General features: G+C 70.1%; 15 protein-coding genes. 9 read left to right on the forward strand and 6 right to left on the reverse strand.

Features of this window, described 5'->3' with window-relative positions; translation table 11 throughout:
• Positions 1-49 precede the first annotated feature (49 nt).
• A complete protein-coding gene (locus tag FJ091_01955; protein ID MBM4382111.1) occupies positions 50-1,180 on the reverse strand; it encodes an ATP-binding protein in 1,131 nt (376 codons plus the stop codon).
• Positions 1,181-1,300: 120 nt separating this feature from the next.
• Here FJ091_01955 and FJ091_01960 point away from each other — a divergent pair, with 120 nt between their 5' ends.
• Both FJ091_01960 and FJ091_01965 read left to right on the forward strand, forming a co-directional pair.
• Complete coding sequence (locus FJ091_01960) at positions 1,301-2,164, forward strand: TauD/TfdA family dioxygenase (GenBank protein MBM4382112.1); 864 nt, start codon at positions 1,301-1,303, stop codon at positions 2,162-2,164.
• A gap of 13 nt (positions 2,165-2,177) precedes the next feature.
• Positions 2,178-3,548, forward strand: a complete 1,371-nt coding sequence (locus FJ091_01965) for a short-chain fatty acid transporter (GenBank protein ID MBM4382113.1) — start codon at positions 2,178-2,180, stop codon at positions 3,546-3,548.
• A gap of 1 nt (position 3,549) precedes the next feature.
• Here FJ091_01965 and FJ091_01970 read toward each other — a convergent pair whose 3' ends face one another.
• From FJ091_01970 to FJ091_01985, 4 genes are read right to left on the reverse strand one after another with little or no spacing between them, the layout of a single operon-like run.
• Positions 3,550-3,948 carry an MAPEG family protein gene (locus FJ091_01970; protein ID MBM4382114.1) on the reverse strand — a complete coding sequence of 133 codons (399 nt, stop codon included), beginning with the start codon at positions 3,946-3,948 and terminating at the stop codon, positions 3,550-3,552.
• Positions 3,949-3,992: 44 nt separating this feature from the next.
• On the reverse strand, positions 3,993-4,835 hold the full coding sequence (locus tag FJ091_01975) for an LLM class F420-dependent oxidoreductase (protein MBM4382115.1): 843 nt from the start codon (positions 4,833-4,835) through the stop codon (positions 3,993-3,995).
• A 29-nt stretch (positions 4,836-4,864) separates the two neighbouring features.
• Positions 4,865-5,668, reverse strand: a complete 804-nt coding sequence (locus FJ091_01980; GenBank protein ID MBM4382116.1) for an alpha/beta fold hydrolase — start codon at positions 5,666-5,668, stop codon at positions 4,865-4,867.
• The gene (locus FJ091_01985; protein ID MBM4382117.1) at positions 5,665-6,459 is read right to left on the reverse strand and encodes an SDR family oxidoreductase; all 795 of its coding nucleotides are present in this window, start codon (positions 6,457-6,459) and stop codon (positions 5,665-5,667) included. The genes FJ091_01980 and FJ091_01985 overlap by 4 nt, the downstream gene beginning before the upstream one ends.
• 162 nt (positions 6,460-6,621) lie before the next feature.
• On the opposite strand from FJ091_01985, the gene FJ091_01990 reads away from it, so the two are divergent.
• The 6 genes from FJ091_01990 to FJ091_02015 all read left to right on the forward strand — a co-directional run bounded on the left by FJ091_01990 (position 6,622) and on the right by FJ091_02015 (position 14,775).
• Complete coding sequence (locus FJ091_01990) at positions 6,622-7,407, forward strand: SDR family oxidoreductase (GenBank protein ID MBM4382118.1); 786 nt, start codon at positions 6,622-6,624, stop codon at positions 7,405-7,407.
• Positions 7,408-7,595: 188 nt separating this feature from the next.
• Positions 7,596-8,690, forward strand: a complete 1,095-nt coding sequence (locus tag FJ091_01995; protein ID MBM4382119.1) for a Gfo/Idh/MocA family oxidoreductase — start codon at positions 7,596-7,598, stop codon at positions 8,688-8,690.
• Entirely contained in the window at positions 8,687-12,061 is a 3,375-nt protein-coding gene (locus FJ091_02000; protein ID MBM4382120.1) for a HEAT repeat domain-containing protein, read from the forward strand. Before FJ091_01995 ends, FJ091_02000 begins: the two co-directional genes overlap by 4 nt.
• Before the next feature lie 10 nt (positions 12,062-12,071).
• Positions 12,072-12,926, forward strand: coding sequence for a ThuA domain-containing protein (locus FJ091_02005; protein MBM4382121.1), 855 nt, complete (start codon positions 12,072-12,074; stop codon positions 12,924-12,926).
• Between the two features lie 43 nt (positions 12,927-12,969).
• The gene (locus tag FJ091_02010; GenBank protein MBM4382122.1) at positions 12,970-14,004 is read left to right on the forward strand and encodes an LLM class F420-dependent oxidoreductase; all 1,035 of its coding nucleotides are present in this window, start codon (positions 12,970-12,972) and stop codon (positions 14,002-14,004) included.
• Positions 14,005-14,037: 33 nt separating this feature from the next.
• Positions 14,038-14,775, forward strand: coding sequence for an MBL fold metallo-hydrolase (locus tag FJ091_02015; GenBank protein MBM4382123.1), 738 nt, complete (start codon positions 14,038-14,040; stop codon positions 14,773-14,775).
• Between the two features lie 9 nt (positions 14,776-14,784).
• On the opposite strand, the gene FJ091_02020 is transcribed toward FJ091_02015, so the two are convergent.
• Positions 14,785-16,281 (reverse strand): NAD(P)/FAD-dependent oxidoreductase, encoded by a 1,497-nt coding sequence (locus tag FJ091_02020; protein MBM4382124.1) that lies wholly within the window; start codon positions 16,279-16,281, stop codon positions 14,785-14,787.
• Positions 16,282-16,385: 104 nt separating this feature from the next.
• On the opposite strand from FJ091_02020, the gene FJ091_02025 reads away from it, so the two are divergent.
• Complete coding sequence (locus tag FJ091_02025) at positions 16,386-16,859, forward strand: hypothetical protein (GenBank protein ID MBM4382125.1); 474 nt, start codon at positions 16,386-16,388, stop codon at positions 16,857-16,859.
• The last annotated feature ends 1 nt before the right edge of the window (position 16,860 follow it).

Below are 16,860 nucleotides of genomic sequence, written 5' to 3' on the forward strand. Positions count from 1 at the left end.
ACGAAGCGCGGGTCGCGGGCGTAAATCGTGTGTAACGAGATGCGCTCGCTTACGGCAGCCCGAGCTCGCTGCAGAGGGCTCGGAACGGAATCACGGTCGCCGCGCCGCTCTCGTAGTGCCGCTCGCCGAGGTGCACCTGATAGAAGCGCGGGATCTTCGTGCGCTCGGCGAAGTACGGAATCGCGGGGCTCACGCTGCGCTCGCCGGTCTTGCACTCGACCGCGAACAGCGGGCGCTTGTCCTTCAGCACGACGAAGTCGACCTCGCGCTTGTCGACATCGCGTAGGAAGCGCAGCTCCATCGCAAAGCCCTCGGTGTCCTCGATCCAGTGGCAGTACTTGAGCAGCTGGCTCGCCACGAGATTCTCGAAGCGCGCGCCGCCTTCGGGCGTCGCCGACCAATCCCATAGGTAGAGCTTCGGCGACTTCTTCACCGCACGAATGCGCGGCGCGCCGAACGGCGCGATGCGGAAACAGATGTAGAGATTCTCGAGGATCGTGAGCCAGCGCTCGACGGTCTTGTGATCCACCTCGAGGTCTTCGCGGAGGCTCTTCACCGAGAGCGGCGATCCGACGCGGCTCGGCAGCAGGTCCACGAGCTGCTCGACGAGCGACACCTCGCGCACGTTCTCGAGATCGCGCAGGTCTTCGCGCACGACGCGCGCGATGCGGTCGCGCTGCCAGATGCGCCACTCGCGCTCGTCCTGCGCGAGGAACGGCTCGGGGAAGCCGCCGAAGCGCAGCAGGACCTCGAGGTCGCGCGCGTTCGGCTTCGCGTTCAGCTCGCGCAGCGAGAACGGGTGCAGGCGAAACGAGCGATAGCGGCCGGCGAGGGAGTCGCCGCCCTTGCGGTAGTAGTCGAGCCGCGCCGAGCCCGTGACAAGCACGCGGCGTCGCGACTTCTCCTTGTCCCAGAGCCCCTTCACGAGGTTCCGCCAGCGCGCGTACTTGTGGATCTCGTCGAGCAGAAGCAGCGGCTCATCCGGCGGCAGCTCGAGCTTTCGCAACCGCGCTGCGTCGCGCGGGTCGTCCCAGTTCAGATAGGCCGGATGCGTCTCGTCCGCGTTCTTGCCGAGCAGCGAGAGCGCGAGCGTGGTCTTGCCCACCTGCCTTGGCCCGTTCAAGAAGACGAGCTTCTTGGCGAGGATGGGCTCGATCACGCTGGCGAGGGCTCTCCGCATGAAGTGGACCGTAGTCCACTTTACTCGCGAGTAAAGTGGACTTGGCGCCACAATCATCAGGCCCGCCCCGGCGGGCTCCCGCGCTTGCCCGCCCGCCCTGCGCTGCTCCAAGCTCCGCGCATGGCGTGCACCATCACCAAGCTCGACGCGACCCTCGGCGCCGTCGTTCGCGGCGTGAAGCTCACCTCGCTCGGCGACGCCGACTGGCGCGCGATCGAGAGCGCCTTCCACGAGCACGCGCTGCTCATCTTCCCCGGCCAACACCTGAGCGCGGAAGATCAGGCGGCGTTCGCGAAACGTTTCGGCGCGCTCGAGCACATCGCGAAGGACCGCGAGACGGTGCCGATCAGCAACAAGCGCGCGGACGGCACGCTCCTCTCGGACGACGATCCCGGCATGAAGATCATGCTCGGCAACGAGGGCTGGCACACGGACAGCTCGTACATGCCCGTCTCCGCGAAGGCGTCCGTGCTCTCCGCGCACGTCGTGCCCACGCGCGGCGGCCAAACCGAGTGGGCCGACATGCGCGCCGCGTACGAGGCGCTCGATGACGCGACGCGCGCGCGCATCGCAAAGCTCTCCGCGTACCACTCGATCCAGTACTCGCAGTCGCGCATCGGCTTCGGCGATGGCTACGCGGGCTACGGCGCGAACGTCGCGACGCCGCCGCTGCGTCCGCTCGTGAAGCGCCACCCCGTAACAACTCGCCCCGCGCTCTACATCGGCCGCCACGCCTACGGCATCCCCGGCCTCGCTCCCGAAGAGAGCACGCGCCTGCTCGACGGGCTGCTGGCGTTCGCGTGCCAGCCGCCGCGCACGTACGAGCACGCGTGGACGGCGGGCGACGTCGTGATCTGGGACAACCGCTGCGTGCTGCACCGCGCGCGGCCCTACGACCACCGCGAGGCGCGCGTGATGCATCACACGCGCGTGGCGGGGGATCCCGCGACGGAGTCGGGCGCGGAGACCGCGCGAGCTTCGTGAGCGCAACGCCCGAATGACCGCAGCCTCGAACGAACCCAACGCGAACGGCGCCGCCGCCCTCGACCGCTTCGCCTCGCTCATCTCGCGCTACGTGCCCGACGCGATCACCGCCTGCGCGGTGCTGCTGCTCGTGCTGTTCGGCGCCGCGCTCGCGCTCGGGAACACGCCCGCGGAGGTCGGCGACGCCTACTACACCGGCCTCTGGTCGCTGCTGCCGTTCACGATGCAGATGACGCTCATCATCGTGCTCTCGGCCACGCTCGCGACCACGCCGTTCTTCCGCAGCGCGATCTCCGCGCTCGCGCGGCTGCCGCGCACGACGGCGCAGGTCGTCGCGCTGTCCGTGCTCATCACGGCCTCGGTCTCCTACTTCTATTGGGGCCTCGGCATCGTGCTCAGCCCGATCATCGCGGTGAGCTTTGCGCGCGAGGCGGAGCGGCGCGGCATCGCGGTCGACTTCTTGTTCTTGCTCGCGACGATCTGGGGAAGCCACGCGGTCTGGCAGTACGGCCTCTCGTCGAGCGCGCCGCTGATCGTCGCGACGCCGGGGCATCCGCTGGAAGCGTCGATCGGAGTGCTGCCGCTCGCGACCACGATCGGCTCGCCCGCCGCGATCGCGCACGTGTGCGCCTACATGCTCGCGTGCATCGGCGCGGGCGTGTTCTTCATGCCGAAGCAGCCGCGCCCGGTCTCGCAGTTCCCCGGCACCGCGAAGCTCGGCGAGCCGGTGGTGGGCGACGGCGACGATGCGGGGCGCAGCTTCGCCGAGCGCCTCGAGCGCACCTCGTTCGCGAGCGTCGTCTTCATCGCGGCGCTCGCGGCGTGGCTGTGGCTGCACCTCACCGCGAAGGGCGGCGGCCTCGACTTCAACTCGCTGAACGCGGTGTTGTTACTGCTGTGCCTCGCGTTCCATCGCAACGTGAGCCGCTTCTCGCGCGCGCTCGAGCGCGCCGTCACCACCGGCTGGCCCGTGATCGTGCTCTATCACCTCTACGCCGGCGTCGCGGGCCTGATCCAGCACACGACGCTCGGCGCCGAGATGGCGGGCTTCGTCGCGGGCGTGTCGACGCCGCTCACGTTCCCGCTGCTCACCGCCGCCAGCGGCACGCTGTTCTCGCTGTTCATCCCGTCGAGCGGCGGGCAGTGGGCGATTCAGGGCTTCGTCACGTCGCAAGCGGCCAGCGAAGTGGGAGTCAGCGTGCAGCGCGGCCTGCTCGCACTCGGCGTCGGCGACCACATGGGCAACCTGATGTCGCCGTTCTGGTACCTCGTCGTCGCAGGCATCGCGGGCGTGAGCTTCCGCAGCTTCTACGGCTACGGCCTTGCCTACGCGGCGCTCTGGTTCGTGATGGGCACCGCGGCGTTCACGTTCTTGCCTTGTTAGGTCACCCCGCGAACGCCGCCATCCCCGCGCCGATCAGCGAGCCCAGCAGCAGCGCCATCTGCGCAAGCGCGCCGATCGCGAAGCCCGTACCGCGCTTCGAGGCTTCGGCGACGTAGCCGCGGAAGTAGAGGACGCGGCCGACGATGAAGACGAGACCGAGCGCGCAGGCGATCGGCGCGCTCACGAAGCGACCGAACGCGAGCATGCTCGGGACGAAGATGACGAGTTGTTCGAGCGTGTTCTGGTGCACGCGGAACGTGCGCTCGAACTCGGGGTGCCCGGTCGTTGCGGGCGCGGGCACGTTGAACTTGCCGCGCGCGACTCCGACCAGCATGCCGAAGGTGAAGTACTCGACGAGCGCGAGCGCGATCACGGCGTAGACGGCGGCTTCGTAGTTCACGGAGATCTCCTCGGGTGCGCGCTGGGCGCGCGGGTTATCAGAGACTAGCCGACCTGCTTCGCGAGCGTGGCGTAGCGGTCGAGCAGCGGCAGCACTTCCTCCGCCTTCGCGGGGGGCAGGCCGAACACGCAGCGCGTCACGCCGGCGTCGCGCGCCTTCGCGAGCACGTCCGCGTTCGGCGGCGCGGCGAAGATGCTGATCTCGAACTTCGCGGGGTCGCGTCCGGCGGCGCGGAGCTTCTCGCGCACTTCGGGGATGCGCTCGATGATCTCGTCGCGCCCGAAGATGGGCATCCAGCCGTCGCCGTACTCGATCGCGCGCTCGGCGGCTTTCGGGTAGCCGCCGCCGACGTGGATCGGCGGGTGCGGCTTCTGCACCGGCTTCGGCCACGTCATCACGGGCGCGAACTCCACGAACTTGCCGTGGAACTCGGCCTTGCTCTTCGTCCACAGCTCCTTCATTGCGAGCACGCGCTCGCGCATCAGCGAGAGGCGCGTCTTGAACTCGGTGCCGTGGTTGCGCATCTCCTCCGCGTTCCAGCCGGCGCCGATGCCGAACAGGAAGCGCCCGTTCGAGACGCGGTCGAGCGTCGCCACGTCCTTCGCGGTCTGCAGCGGATCGCGCTGCACCACGAGGCAGATGCCCGTCGCGAGCTTGATCCGAGTTGTTACGGCCGCTGCTGCTCCGAGCGAGATGAACGGCTCGTACACGTCGTAGTACATCATCGGCAGCTCGGCGCCGCCCGGCCACGGCGACTTTCGCTCCACCGGGATGTGCGTGTGCTCGGGGAACCAGAGCGACTCGAAGCCGCGCGCCTCGGCCTCGCGCGCGAGCTCCGCAGGCTGGATCGAGTAATCGGTGGTGAAGATCGTGAGTCCGTAGTGCATGACGCGATCATGCCACGGAATGCGCGTCGTCAGCTCCGCGCGTGGAGCTCGCGCGCGCGCGCGACGAATCGCTCGGGCTCGATGCGATGGAGCCAGTGCCCGAGGCCCGGCCACACCTCGACGCGCGCGCTCGGAATCGCGGCGCGCAGCCACGCCTCGTAGTCGCTGCCAGGGTCGTCGCCGTGCAACGAGAGGTAGGGCGCGCGCAGCTGCGCGAGCGCGGGAAGCAGGGTCGCCGTGAGCGCCGCCTCGTCCTGGTCGACGAGCGGCAGCCAGAGCTGTTCGACGACGGGTCGGCGCGCTTCGACGCGGTAGCCGCGCAGCTCGTGGCGGACGCGCTGCGGAAGGAGCGGGCCGGCGAGCAGCTCCATCTCTTCGTTCAGCGCATCGCAGAAGCCGGCCCCGCGCAGCCGCGGCGCGATCTTGCGCACGAGCTCGATGAACGGACCGAGGCGCAGCGACTGATCGACGTTCACCACCGAGCGCACCGGCGTGAGCGCGCCGAGCAGCGTCGCGACGAGGCCGCCGAGCGAGTGGCCGACGACGCGCGGCGGCTCCGGGAGTGCGAGCGCGCGCACGAAGCTCGCGACCGCCTGCGCGAGCGCGAAGGCGCTGTACGCCGGTAGCGGCGACGACGCGCCGTGGCCGGGCAGATCGACGCGAATCACGCGCGCCTCGCGAGCGAGCAGCGGCGCGATCTCGTCCCACGCGCGGTGATCCTCGGTGATGCCGTGCAGCAGGAGCAGCGGTGCGCCCGCGCCCTCCTCGCGATACGCGATCTCGCCGCCGCCTTCCAGCGCGACGCGGTGAAGTTGTTGGGGCGTCGCGCTCACCACACCTCCATCCCGCCCGCGACGTTCAGCGCGACACCGGTGACGTTCTGCGCGGTTGCGAGATAGAGCACGGCCTGCGCGATGTCGGCGGGCGTTTGCTCGCGGCCCAGCGGGATCATCCGCTTCACCGCGGTGTCGTACGCCTGCTTCCCGCCGCGCGCCTCGCTCGTCAGGTGGTGCGTCCACATGTGCGTGGCGAGGATGCCGGGGCACACCGCGTTCACGCGCACGCCGCGCGGCGCCACTTCGTCCGCGAGCGCCTGGGTGAAGCCGACCGCGGCGAACTTGCTCGAGCAGTAGAGCGTGCCGGTCGCGCGGCCGCGCTTGCCGGCGACCGAGGCGATGTTCACGATCGAGCCGCGCGTCTCTGCGAGCGCGGCCAGCGCGGCGCGCGAGACGAGATACGGGCCCTTCACGTTCACCGCGTACACGAAGTCCCAGCGCGCTTCGTCGATCGTCTCGAGCGGCGCGAAGTGCACGACGCCGGCGTTGTTCACGACGAGATCGATGCGCCCGAACGCCTCGCGCGTGCGCGCGACGAGCGCGTCCACCTGCTGCGCGTTCGTGACGTCGCACGCAACCGCGAGCGTGCGCCCGTTGCCGCGCGCCGCGATCTCGCGCGCGGTCGCCTCGAGCTGCGCAGCGGAGGAGAGCTCGTACGTGAGGTGAGTGTCTGGCGCCGCGATGTCCGAGACGACCACGCTCGCGCCCGCGTCCGCGAGCGCCTCCGCGATGCCGCGCCCGATTCCGCGCGCCGCGCCCGTCACGATCGCGACCTTGCCTGCGAGCATCGAAGTTCCCTCCGGCCTCGGAGGCTAGTTCGAGGCGGGAGCGCCGGACCTCGGATTGGGGACGTTCCGCAAGAAAGTAAAGCTGGGATCCGGGGCTCCGTGACCGAAGGTTCACGCTGGTCCGCTGTGCCAGCCTGCGCGCCCACGGCGGGAGGCTTTGCCATGGCGAGGCTCGACGGGCGGGTGGTGCTGGTGACGGGCGGCGGGCGCGGGATCGGGCGCTCGCTCGCGCTCGCGGCGGCGCGCGAGGGCGCGCGCGTCGCGATCACGTCGCGCACGCAGCGCGAGCTCGACGCAGTCGTCGTGGAGATGCGCGCGCTCGGGAGCGACGGGCTCGCGATCACGGCAGACGCGCTGTCGCGCGGCGAGACGAAGGCGGCGGTGGAGCGCGTGCTCGCGCACTTCGGGCGCATCGACGGCGTCGTGAACAACGCGGGCGGCGGCGTCGGGTGGAAGCCGGCGCCGGGCAAGGACCGCGACGAGCACGAGGACGAGCTGTTCGAGGCGAACCTGCGCCTGAATCTCACCTCCGCCTACTACGCGACGCGCTTCGCGATGCCCACGCTGCGCGCGCAGAAGTGGGGGCGCGTGATCACGATCGGCTCGGGCTTCGCGAAGCGCAGTGGCGGCGCGCTCGCCTACACCGCCGCGAAGCACGGCCTCGTCGGCCTCACGCGCGCATGGGCGGCGCAGGTCGCGGCCGACGGCGTCACGGTGAACTGCCTCTGCCCCGGCTGGACCAACACGAGCCTCGTCGACTGGAACGCGCTCGCGAAGGCCTACGGCACCGACCCCGCCGGCGCGAAGCGCATCGCCGAGAGCGACAACCTCCAGCGCCGCGTGCTCGAGCCCGACGAGCTCGGCCCGATGTGCGTGCTGCTGCTGAGCGAAGAAGCGCGCGGGATCACGGGCCAAGTGATCAGCGTGGACGGCGGGTACAAGGTGTGAACGCGCGTTCACGCCCGCCGCGGAATCGCGGAAGCCGCGTCTGACGCCGACCCCTCGATTCTTCGGAATCGCCAACTCAGCGTCAGACGCAACTTCCGCGATTTCTCGCCACAGCGCGGCCCTCCGGCTGTAGCGTCCCGCGCTTCTCGCCGAGGTCCCGTTTGCCCAAGCCCAAGCTCCGCGTCGCGATGATCGGCTGCGAGTTCATGGGGCGCGCGCACGCGAACGCGTGGCGGCAGGCGCCGCGCTTCTTCGAGCTCGCCGCCGAGCCCGTGCTGCAGGTGCTGTGTGCGCGCGACGCCGCGAAGCTCGCGCGCGCCGCGGAGAAGCTCGGCTTCGCAGAGCACACGACCGATTGGCGCAGCGCGATTCGGCGACCCGACGTCGACGTGGTCGACATCTGCACGCCCGGCGACTCGCACGCGGAGATCGCGATCGCGGCGGCGCAGGCAGGCAAGGCGCTGCTGTGCGAGAAGCCGCTCGCGAACACGCTCGCCGAGGCGGAGGCGATGGCGAACGCGGCGCGCGCGGCGGGCGTCGCGAGCCTCGTCTTTCACAACTACCGGCGCGTGCCCGCCGTCGCGCTCGCGAAGCGGCTGATCGCGGAGGGGCGCATCGGCGAGATTCACCACTACCGCGGGGCCTATCTCCAAGACTGGATCGTCGACCCCGCGTTCCCGCGCGTGTGGAGGCTCGTCAGGGCGCAGGCGGGCAGCGGCGCGCTCGGCGACATCGGCTCGCATCAGGTCGATCTCGCGCGCTTCCTCGTCGGCGAGATCGCCGAGGTGAGCGGCCTGCTGCACACGTTCGTGGCGGAGCGCCCGCTGCCCGGCGGCGGCGGTCGCGGGCGCGTCGACGTGGACGACGCCTCGCTCGCGCTCGTTCGGTTCGCGAACGGCGCGATCGGCTCGCTCGAAGGCACGCGCTTCGCGACGGGGCGCAAGAACGCGAACCGCTTCGAGATCAACGGCTCGCGCGGCAGTCTCGCGTTCGATCTCGAGCGCCTGAACGAGCTCGAGCTCTACGAAGAGCAGGGCGCGAGCTCGGGTTTCCGCACGCTGCTCGCGACCGACGCGTCGCATCCCTACGTGGATGCGTGGTGGCCGCCCGGTCACGTGCTCGGGTGGGAGCACACCTTCGTACACACGATCGCGGACTTCACTCGCGCACTCGCGCGCGGAGAGGCGCCGAGCCCGAGCTTCGACGAGGGCGTCGCGAATCAGCGCGTGCTCGCCGCGATCGAGCGCTCGGCCGCGAGCAAGCGTTGGGAGGCGGTGGCGTGAAGATCGTGAAGTGGGTGCTGCGCGTCGCCGTCGCTCTCGCGCTGCTCGTCGGCCTCGTGATCGGCGGCATCGCCGCTTACTACAAGGATCGAGCGGGCGAAGAAGTGCCATTCACGACGCTCTACGGAATCGTGGCCACCGAGCTGTGGAGCCGCTCGGTCTGCGCCATCACCGGCTGCCCCGCGGAGCTGCCCGAGGGCATGACGTCGAAGCTGTGGGACGAGACGCAGCTGAAGTCGACACCCGTCGCGATCGACGTCGATCCGCTCGGGCGCGTGTTTGTCGCGGAGGCCGATCGCCACCAAGGCGCGGTGCCCGACAACCGCCAGCACATGTACTGGCTGCTGGACGAGCTTGCGGCGCGCACGGTCGAGGATCGCCGCGCTTATTACGAGAAGTGGATCGCGGCGGGGAAGTTCCCCGACCCGAGCGTGTTCACGAGCCGCACCGACAAGGCCGTGATGCTCACCGACACGAACGACGACGGCGTCGCCGATGCGCGCCACGAGCTGGCTTCGTGGAGCGACATGGTCGACGGCCTCGTCTCCGGCGTGCTCGCGATCGACGACGAGCTGTGGGTCACGTCGCTCCCGTATCTCACGAAGCTCACGGACGCGGACGGCGATGGCGTTCCCGAGCAGCGCGAAGACATCGCGTACGGCTTTGGGGTGAAGACGTCGCTCGGCGGTCACGACCTTCACGGCCTGGCACTCGGGCCCGACGGCAAGATCTACTTCTCGATGGGCGACCGCGGTTACTCCGTGCGCACGCGCGAGGGCGTGCTGCTGGAGCCGCCGATGGATCCCGGCCGCGGCGCGGTGTTCCGCGTGAATCGCGACGGCTCGAACCTCGAGGTGTTCGCGACGGGGCTGCGCAATCCGCAGGAGCTCGCCTTCGACGACCACGGGAACCTCTTCACGGGCGAGAACAACTCCGACTCCGAGGACCAAGCGCGCATCGCGTACGTCATCGAAGGCGGCGACTCGGGCTGGGCGATGCCGTTTCAGACGATGAGCGGCGACTACCCGCGCGCGTCGTGGGTGGCGGAGAAGCTCTGGCAGACGCAGCACGAAGGGCAGCCCGCGTGGATCGTGCCGCCGCTCGCGCACCTCGGGCGCGGGCCGTCGGGATTCGCGCACTACCCCGGCACGGGTCTCGCCGATCGCTACCGCGATCGCTTCTTCATGGCGGACTACCGCTACACGCCGGCGGCGTCGGCGATCTTCTCGTTCGGCGTGCACCCCAAGGGCGCTGGCTTCGAGGTCATCGACGTGCGCCCGTTCATCTCGCAGGTGGTCGCGACGGACTTCGCGTTCGGCTTCGACGGGCGCTTCTACGTCGCGCACTACGAGGACTTGTCGAAGAAGCAGCGGCTGCTCGTGATGGAGGACGCCGAGGCGCGCAAGCAGGACGTGGTCGCCGAGACCGCGCGGCTCGCGCGCGAGGGCATGCGCGGGCGCAGCGCGGAGGAGCTCGTGGAGCTGCTCGCGCACGCGGACCAGCGCATCCGCCTGCGCGCGCAGTTCGAGCTCGCGCGGCGCGGCGATGCGGCGCCGCTGGCGGCGCTCGCGCGCGATGCGGAAGCGCCCGAGCTCGCGCGGGTTCACGCGCTGTGGGGTCTCGGCCAGCTCGGTGCGCCTGCGCTCGCCGGCTTCGAGGCGCCCGAGGTCGCGGCCTCGTTCGACCCCGAGCTGCGCGCGCAGCTCGCGCGCGTGGCCGGCGATGCGCGCGCCGAGGCGTTCGCACCGCTGCTGATCGAGTGGCTGCGCGACGCCGAGCCGCGCGTGCGCTTCTTCGCCGCGCAGTCGCTCGGTGCGCTCCACGCGATCCCCGCGGTGAAGCCGCTGTTCGAGTTGTTACGGGAGAACGCGGACCAGGATCCGTTCCTGCGCCACGCCGCCGTGTGGGCGCTGAAGCGCATCGGCGACGGCGACGCGATGCTCGCGTTCGCGGACGACAGCTCTCGCTCGGTGCGGCTCGGCTCGCTGCTCGCGCTGCGCTGGCTCGGCGACGCGCGCGTCGCGCGTTTCCTCACGGACGCCGATCCGCTCCTCCAGGCTGAAGCGGCACGCGCGATTTGGGACGCGCCGATCGCGGGCGCGAACGCAGCGCTGGCTGCGCGGATCGCGAGGCTCACGCCGGTGGCGGAGGACGACGTTCAGACCGGCTTCGCGCTGCATCGCCGCGTGATCGCCGCGAACGTTGCCGAGGGCCGCGCGGAGAACGCGACGGCACTCGCCGCCTACGCCGCGAATCGCAAGCACCCGCGCGCGCTGCGCGAGATTGCGCTCGAGGCGCTCGCGACGTTCGCGAAGCCCGAGCCGCGCGATCTCGTGCTCGGCTTCTATCGCCCCTTGCCCGAGCGCGATGCGAGCCTCGTGCATCCCGCCCTCGATGCGCACGGCCGTGCGCTCGTGGAAGGCGACCTCGGCGATCGCGCGCTCGCGATCGCGACCGAGTTCGGGCGGCTGCCGATGCAGAGTCACGAGCTCGCGCTGCGCGCGAACGACAAGCGCGCCGCGACGCCCGCGCGCGAGGCTGCGCTGCGCGCGCTCGTGGCGCGACCCGACGAGGGTTCGCGCGACCTCGCGATCGAATCGGCCGAGAACTGCCTCCCGGCCGAGTCGCCCGAGCTGCGCGCGACGGCGCGCGAAGCGCTGCTCGCGCTCGACGCGCCGCGCGGCGTGGGCTTGCTCGCGGCGGTGCCTGCGGATGCGCCGCTCGTCGAGCGACAGCGCGCGTTCGCCGCTCTCGCGACCGCGCAGGATCCGCGCGCGAGCGCTGCGCTCGAGAGCGCGCTCGATGCGCTGGCGGAAGGCACGCTCGCGAACGACGTGCAGCTCGACGTGCTCGAGGCGGCCCGCAAGCTGCGCACACCGGCGCTGATCGACAAGCTCGCGAGGTACGAAGCCGCGCTGCCCGCGGACGATCTCGTCGCGCGCAGTGCCTTTGCGCTCGCCGGAGGCGACGCGACACGCGGCGCCGCGGTGTTCGAGAGCGAGACTGCGGAGTGCATGCGCTGCCACGGCAGCGGCGGCCACGGCGCCGGCGCGGGCCCCGATCTCGCGGGCGTTTCGAAGCGCCACGACGCGCGCGGCCTGCTCGAGTCCGTGCTGCTCCCGAACGCGAAGATCGCCGAGGGCTACGGCTCGGTCGCCGTCACGCTGAAAGACGGCAGCGTCGTGAACGGCGTCCAGGTCGAGGAGACGCGCAGCGAAGTCGTGGTCGATTCCGGTGACGGCAAGCCGCGCCGCATCGCGCTGCGCGACGTCGCCTCGCGCACGCCGCCGGCCTCCGCGATGCCGCCGACCGCGCTCGGTCTCACGCCGCGCGAGCTGCGCGATTTGATCGCACATCTCCAGACCCGCTGAAGGAGCCGCCATGCGCCGCCCGCTGCTCGCTCTCGCCCTGACAAGCACGCTCGCGCTCGCCGGCTGCGACTCGCTGCGCGTGTTCTTTCCGAAGCAGGAGTACGAGACCGCGCCGGTGGAGTTGCCCGCGGACCTGAAGGCGCCGGCGCTGCTGCTCTTCACGAAGACGAACGGCTTCCGTCACACCGAAGGCATTCCCGCCGGCGTCGCGCTCGTCAGCGAGATCGCGAAGCGCCGCGGCTGGTCGGTCTTCCACACCGAGAGCGGCGGAGTCTTCAACGACGCGCAGCTCGCGAAGTTCCAGGCCGCGATGTGGCATCAGGTGAGCGGCGACGTGCTCACCGAGGAGCAGCGCGATTCGTTCAAGCGCTGGCTCGAGGCGGGCGGCGGCTTCGTCGGCGTGCACGGCGCGGGCGGCGACGGCGAGTACGCCTGGCGCTGGTACGTGGAGACGCTGATCGGTGCGCAGTTCATCGGGCACACGATGGGGCCGCAGTTCCAGACCGCGACCTGGCGCGTCGAGAACGCGGCGCATCCCGCGACGAAGAATCTGCCCGCGAGCTGGCAGCACGAGGAGGAGATCTACTCCTTCGACGCGAGCGTGCGCAGCAAGCCCGGCGTCGAGGTGCTCGTCTCGGTCGACGAGACGACGTACTCGCCGCAGCTGAAGTTTCTCTGGCAAGACCGCAGCATCGCGATGGGCGCGGACCACCCGATGGTGTGGCGCCAGTGCATCGGCCGCGGCCGCGCGCTCTACTCCGCGATCGGGCACCAGGCGAAGACGTACGACGTGCCCGAAGTGAAGGCGCTCACCGAAGGCGCGCTGGCGTGGGCGATGCGCGAAGAGGGCGAGGGCTGCGAGTGACGCAAGCGGCGCCGTCGACGATTCCTGACGAGGAGATCACGCGATGAAGCTCGGACTCATGCTCGGCTACTCGGGCGCGCAGCTCTCGTTGCCGATCGAGACGATTCAGCGCGCGGAAGCGCTCGGCTTCGACTCGGTGTGGACCGCGGAGGCGTACGGCTCGGACGCGACCTCGCCGCTCGCCTACATCGCGGCGCTCACGAAGCGCATCCGCCTCGGCACCGCGGTGATGCAAGTGGCGGCGCGCACGCCGGCGCTCGCGGCGATGCAGGTCGCCACGATCGACGCGCTGGCGGGCGGCGACCGCGTGATCGCGGGCTTCGGCGTCTCGGGCCCGCAGATCGTCGAGGGTTGGTACGGCGAGCCGTGGGGCCGGCCGTATCACCGCATCAAGGACTACGTCACGATCGTCAGGAAGATCCTCGCGCGAAACGGCCCCGTGTCGCACGACGGTCCGGAGATTCAGCTGCCGTACAAGGGCCCGGGGGCGATGGGCATCGGCAAGCCGCTGCAGTCGATCCTGCACATGAACTCGCGCATCCCGATCTGGCTCGGCACCGGCACCGAGTCGAACGTGAAGCTCACCGCCGAGATCGCCGACGGCTGGCTGCCGCTCTCGTTCGTGCCGGGGATGATGAAGACGTACAAGCCGTGGCTCGACGAGGGCTTCAAGCGCGCCGGCGGCGGCAAGTCGCTCGCGCAGTTCGAGATCATGCCGATGTGCTTCGCCGCCATCACAGATGACGTGCGCGGCGTGCTGCGGCGCATGAAGGACCACACCGCGCTCTACGTCGGCGGCATGGGGCACCGTAACAAGAACTTCCACAACGACATGATGGTGCGGCGCGGCTACGGCGAAGCCGCGAAGCGCATCCAGGAGCTCTACCTCGCGGGCCGCAAGGTCGAGGCCGCCGAGGCCGTGCCGGACGAGTACCTCGACGAGGGCGCGCTCGTCGGCCCGCGCGCGCGCATCCAGGAGCGCTGGGCGGACTGGCGCGACTCGGGCGCGACGGGGTTGATCCTGAACGGCTCCACGCCCGAGACGATGGAGCTCATGGCGGAGCTGGCGCGGAAGTAGACTGCGGCGGTCGCGCTCGACGTGGGAGGTTCCGTGAAGGCCACGACGACCGAGATCGCACCGTCGATCTTCCGGATCAGCGCGTTTCACCCGGACTTCGGGATCCAGTTCAATCAGTTCCTCCTGACCGGCGACGAGCCGATGCTGATTCACACGGGGCTGCGGCAGTCCTTCGAGGTCACCGTCGCGGGAGTGCGCGCGGTCATGGATCCATCGAAGTTGCGCTGGATCGGGTTCAGCCACTTCGAGCCCGACGAGTGCGGCGCGCTCAATCCATGGCTCGCGCTCGCACCAGGCGCCCAGGCGGCAGCCGGCGTCGTGGGAGTCACCGTCATGCTCGCCGACTACGCCGACCGGCCTGCGCGCGTGATGGCGGACGGCGAGACGCTCGCAACCGGAGCGCACCGCATGCGCTACCTCGCGACGCCGCACTTCCCGCACGGCTGGGATGCGGGACTCTGGTTCGAGGAGAGCTCGCGAACGCTCTTTTGTTCAGACCTGTTCTTTCAACCCGGCGATCCCGAGCCGTTCACGCGCGCGGACATCCTGCCCGCCGTTCGCGAGGCGATCGTCGAAGGCGCGAAGGGTCCGCTCGCGCACGATCTCCCGTACACGCAAACGACCGACGCGAAGCTCGAGCGTCTCGCCGCGCTCTCGCCCGCGACGCTCGCGATCATGCACGGTTCGTCCGTGCGCACCGACGGCGCGAAGCTCTTGCGCGATTACGCGCGAATCCTGCGCGAGACGATCGGGCCGGCCGCCTCGCACTGATCCGAGTCGTTACGCCGCCGCGCGCTCCCGCTCGCGGGTTTGCTTCGGCTCGCGGCTGCCGAACTGCATCGCGCCGTCGTCGATGCGTCCCCACCCGATCATCGCCAGGTCGAGCGCGTAGTTCTGATAGAGCTTCCACGGCAGCTTCGAGCCCTGCTTCGGGAACAGGTGGATGCTGCGCTGCACGTAGCCCGACGTGAGATTCATCCAGTTCTCGGGCTGCACCTCGGGGTCGTTCAGCTCGGGCCGCGCGATCTCGTGTCCGTGCTCGGCCATGTGATTGAGCAGCTTGCACACGTACTCGCAGTTGAGGTCGGCGCGCAGCGTCCACGACGCGTTCGTGTACCCGAACGCCCACGCGAGGTTCGGCACGCCGCGCAGCATCATCCCGCGATACGTCATGCCCTCGGCGGGATCGATGCGCTCGCCATCCACGTGGACCTGCATGCCGCCGAGGAACTTCAGGTTGAGGCCGGTCGCCGTGACGATCAGATCGGCGGGAAGCTCTTCGCCCGACTTCAGGCGAATGCCGTTCGCGGTGAAGCGCTCGATCTGATCCGTAACAACTGACGCGCGTCCCTCGCGCATTGCCTTGAAGAGGTCCGCGTTCGGCACGAGGCAGAGGCGCTGATCCCACGGGTAGTAGGAGGGCGTGAAGTGCTTCGCGACGTCGAAGCCCGCGCCGAGCTCCTTCTCCACCATGCGCAGGAAGAAGCGCTTCGCACGCTCGGGCCAGCGCTTGCAGAATTGGAACAAGAGCAAGCTGCCGACGATGTTGCGCCAGCGCGTGATCGCGTACGCGACCCTCTCCGGCAGCCAGCGGCGCAGCGCGTTGGCCATGCGGTCTTCGTCGGGCGCCGAGCCCATGTAGGTCGGCGAGCGCTGCAGCATCGTCACGTGCGCCGCGGTCTCGGCCATCGCCGGCACGAGCGTCACCGCGGTCGCGCCGCTGCCGATCACGACCACGCGCTTGCCCGCGAAGTCGATGTCCTCGGTCCACTTCTGCGGGTGCACCACGCGCCCGCGGAAGTCCTCGCGCCCCGCGAACTCGGGCGTGTAGCCCTGCTCGTAGTCGTAATAACCGCTGCACATGAACAAGAAGTTGCAGGTGAAGCGAACGACCTCACGCCGATCGCCGCGCTCGGCCTCGACCGTCCAGCGCGCGGTCTCGCTCGACCACGACGCGCTCTTCACCCAGTGCCCGAAGCGGATGCGGCGGTCGATGCCGTACTCGCGCGCGGTCTCGTTCACGTACGCCAGGATCGAGGGGCCGTCGGCGATCGCCTTCGGGTTCGTCCACGGCTTGAACTTGTACCCGAGCGTGTACATGTCGGAGTCGGAGCGGATGCCGGGGTAGCGGAACAAGTCCCAGGTCCCGCCGATCGCATCGCGGCCCTCTAGAATCGCGTACGTGCGCCGCGGGCACTTGTACTGGAGGTGGTAGGCGGCGCCGATGCCAGAGAGGCCGGCGCCGACGATCAGGACGTCGAAGTGTTCGAGGGACATGGGCGAAGGGCTCCGAGGCGCGGGAGAGGCCGCGTACCTTAGGAGTGCGCAGGCGCCGGCGAAATGTCGCCCGTCACGGGGTGCGCTGCGCATAAGCTTCCGGAGTGGATGACGACCTTCGTGACCGCTTCCGCCCACCCGCGAGCGATTTGCCCGAGCCCCCCGGCTCGGGGCACGGTCGCTTCCGCATCCTGCCGGTGGTCGTCTCCGCGTTGCTCGTCGACTTCGGCGGCACCCAGATCGCGTCGATGGTGATCGCCTTCGCGGGGAACGCTGCGGCCGAGCGGGGTGTCGCGCCCGCGACGATCGCTTCGGTCTATTACTGGCTCGCAAACATCATCGGCGCGTGCTTCAGCGCTTTGGCCGGATACGTCGCGGCGCGCTGGAGCGGTGCGCGCTTTCTGGTGCACGGCGCGGCAACGGCGTTCGTCGTGCTTGCGATCAACCTGCCGACCTTCCTGACGGCCCTGATGGGTCCGAACCCAGCGCCCGTGATCGTGTCCTACTCGGCGGCGCTGCCAGCCGCGCTGCTCGGGGCTTGGTTTGCTCGCCGTCGCGCAGCGCTGCTCCAGAGCTGAG

This window comes from Deltaproteobacteria bacterium (assembly GCA_016875395.1).
Taxonomy (GTDB): Bacteria; Myxococcota_A; UBA9160; order UBA9160; family UBA6930; genus VGRF01.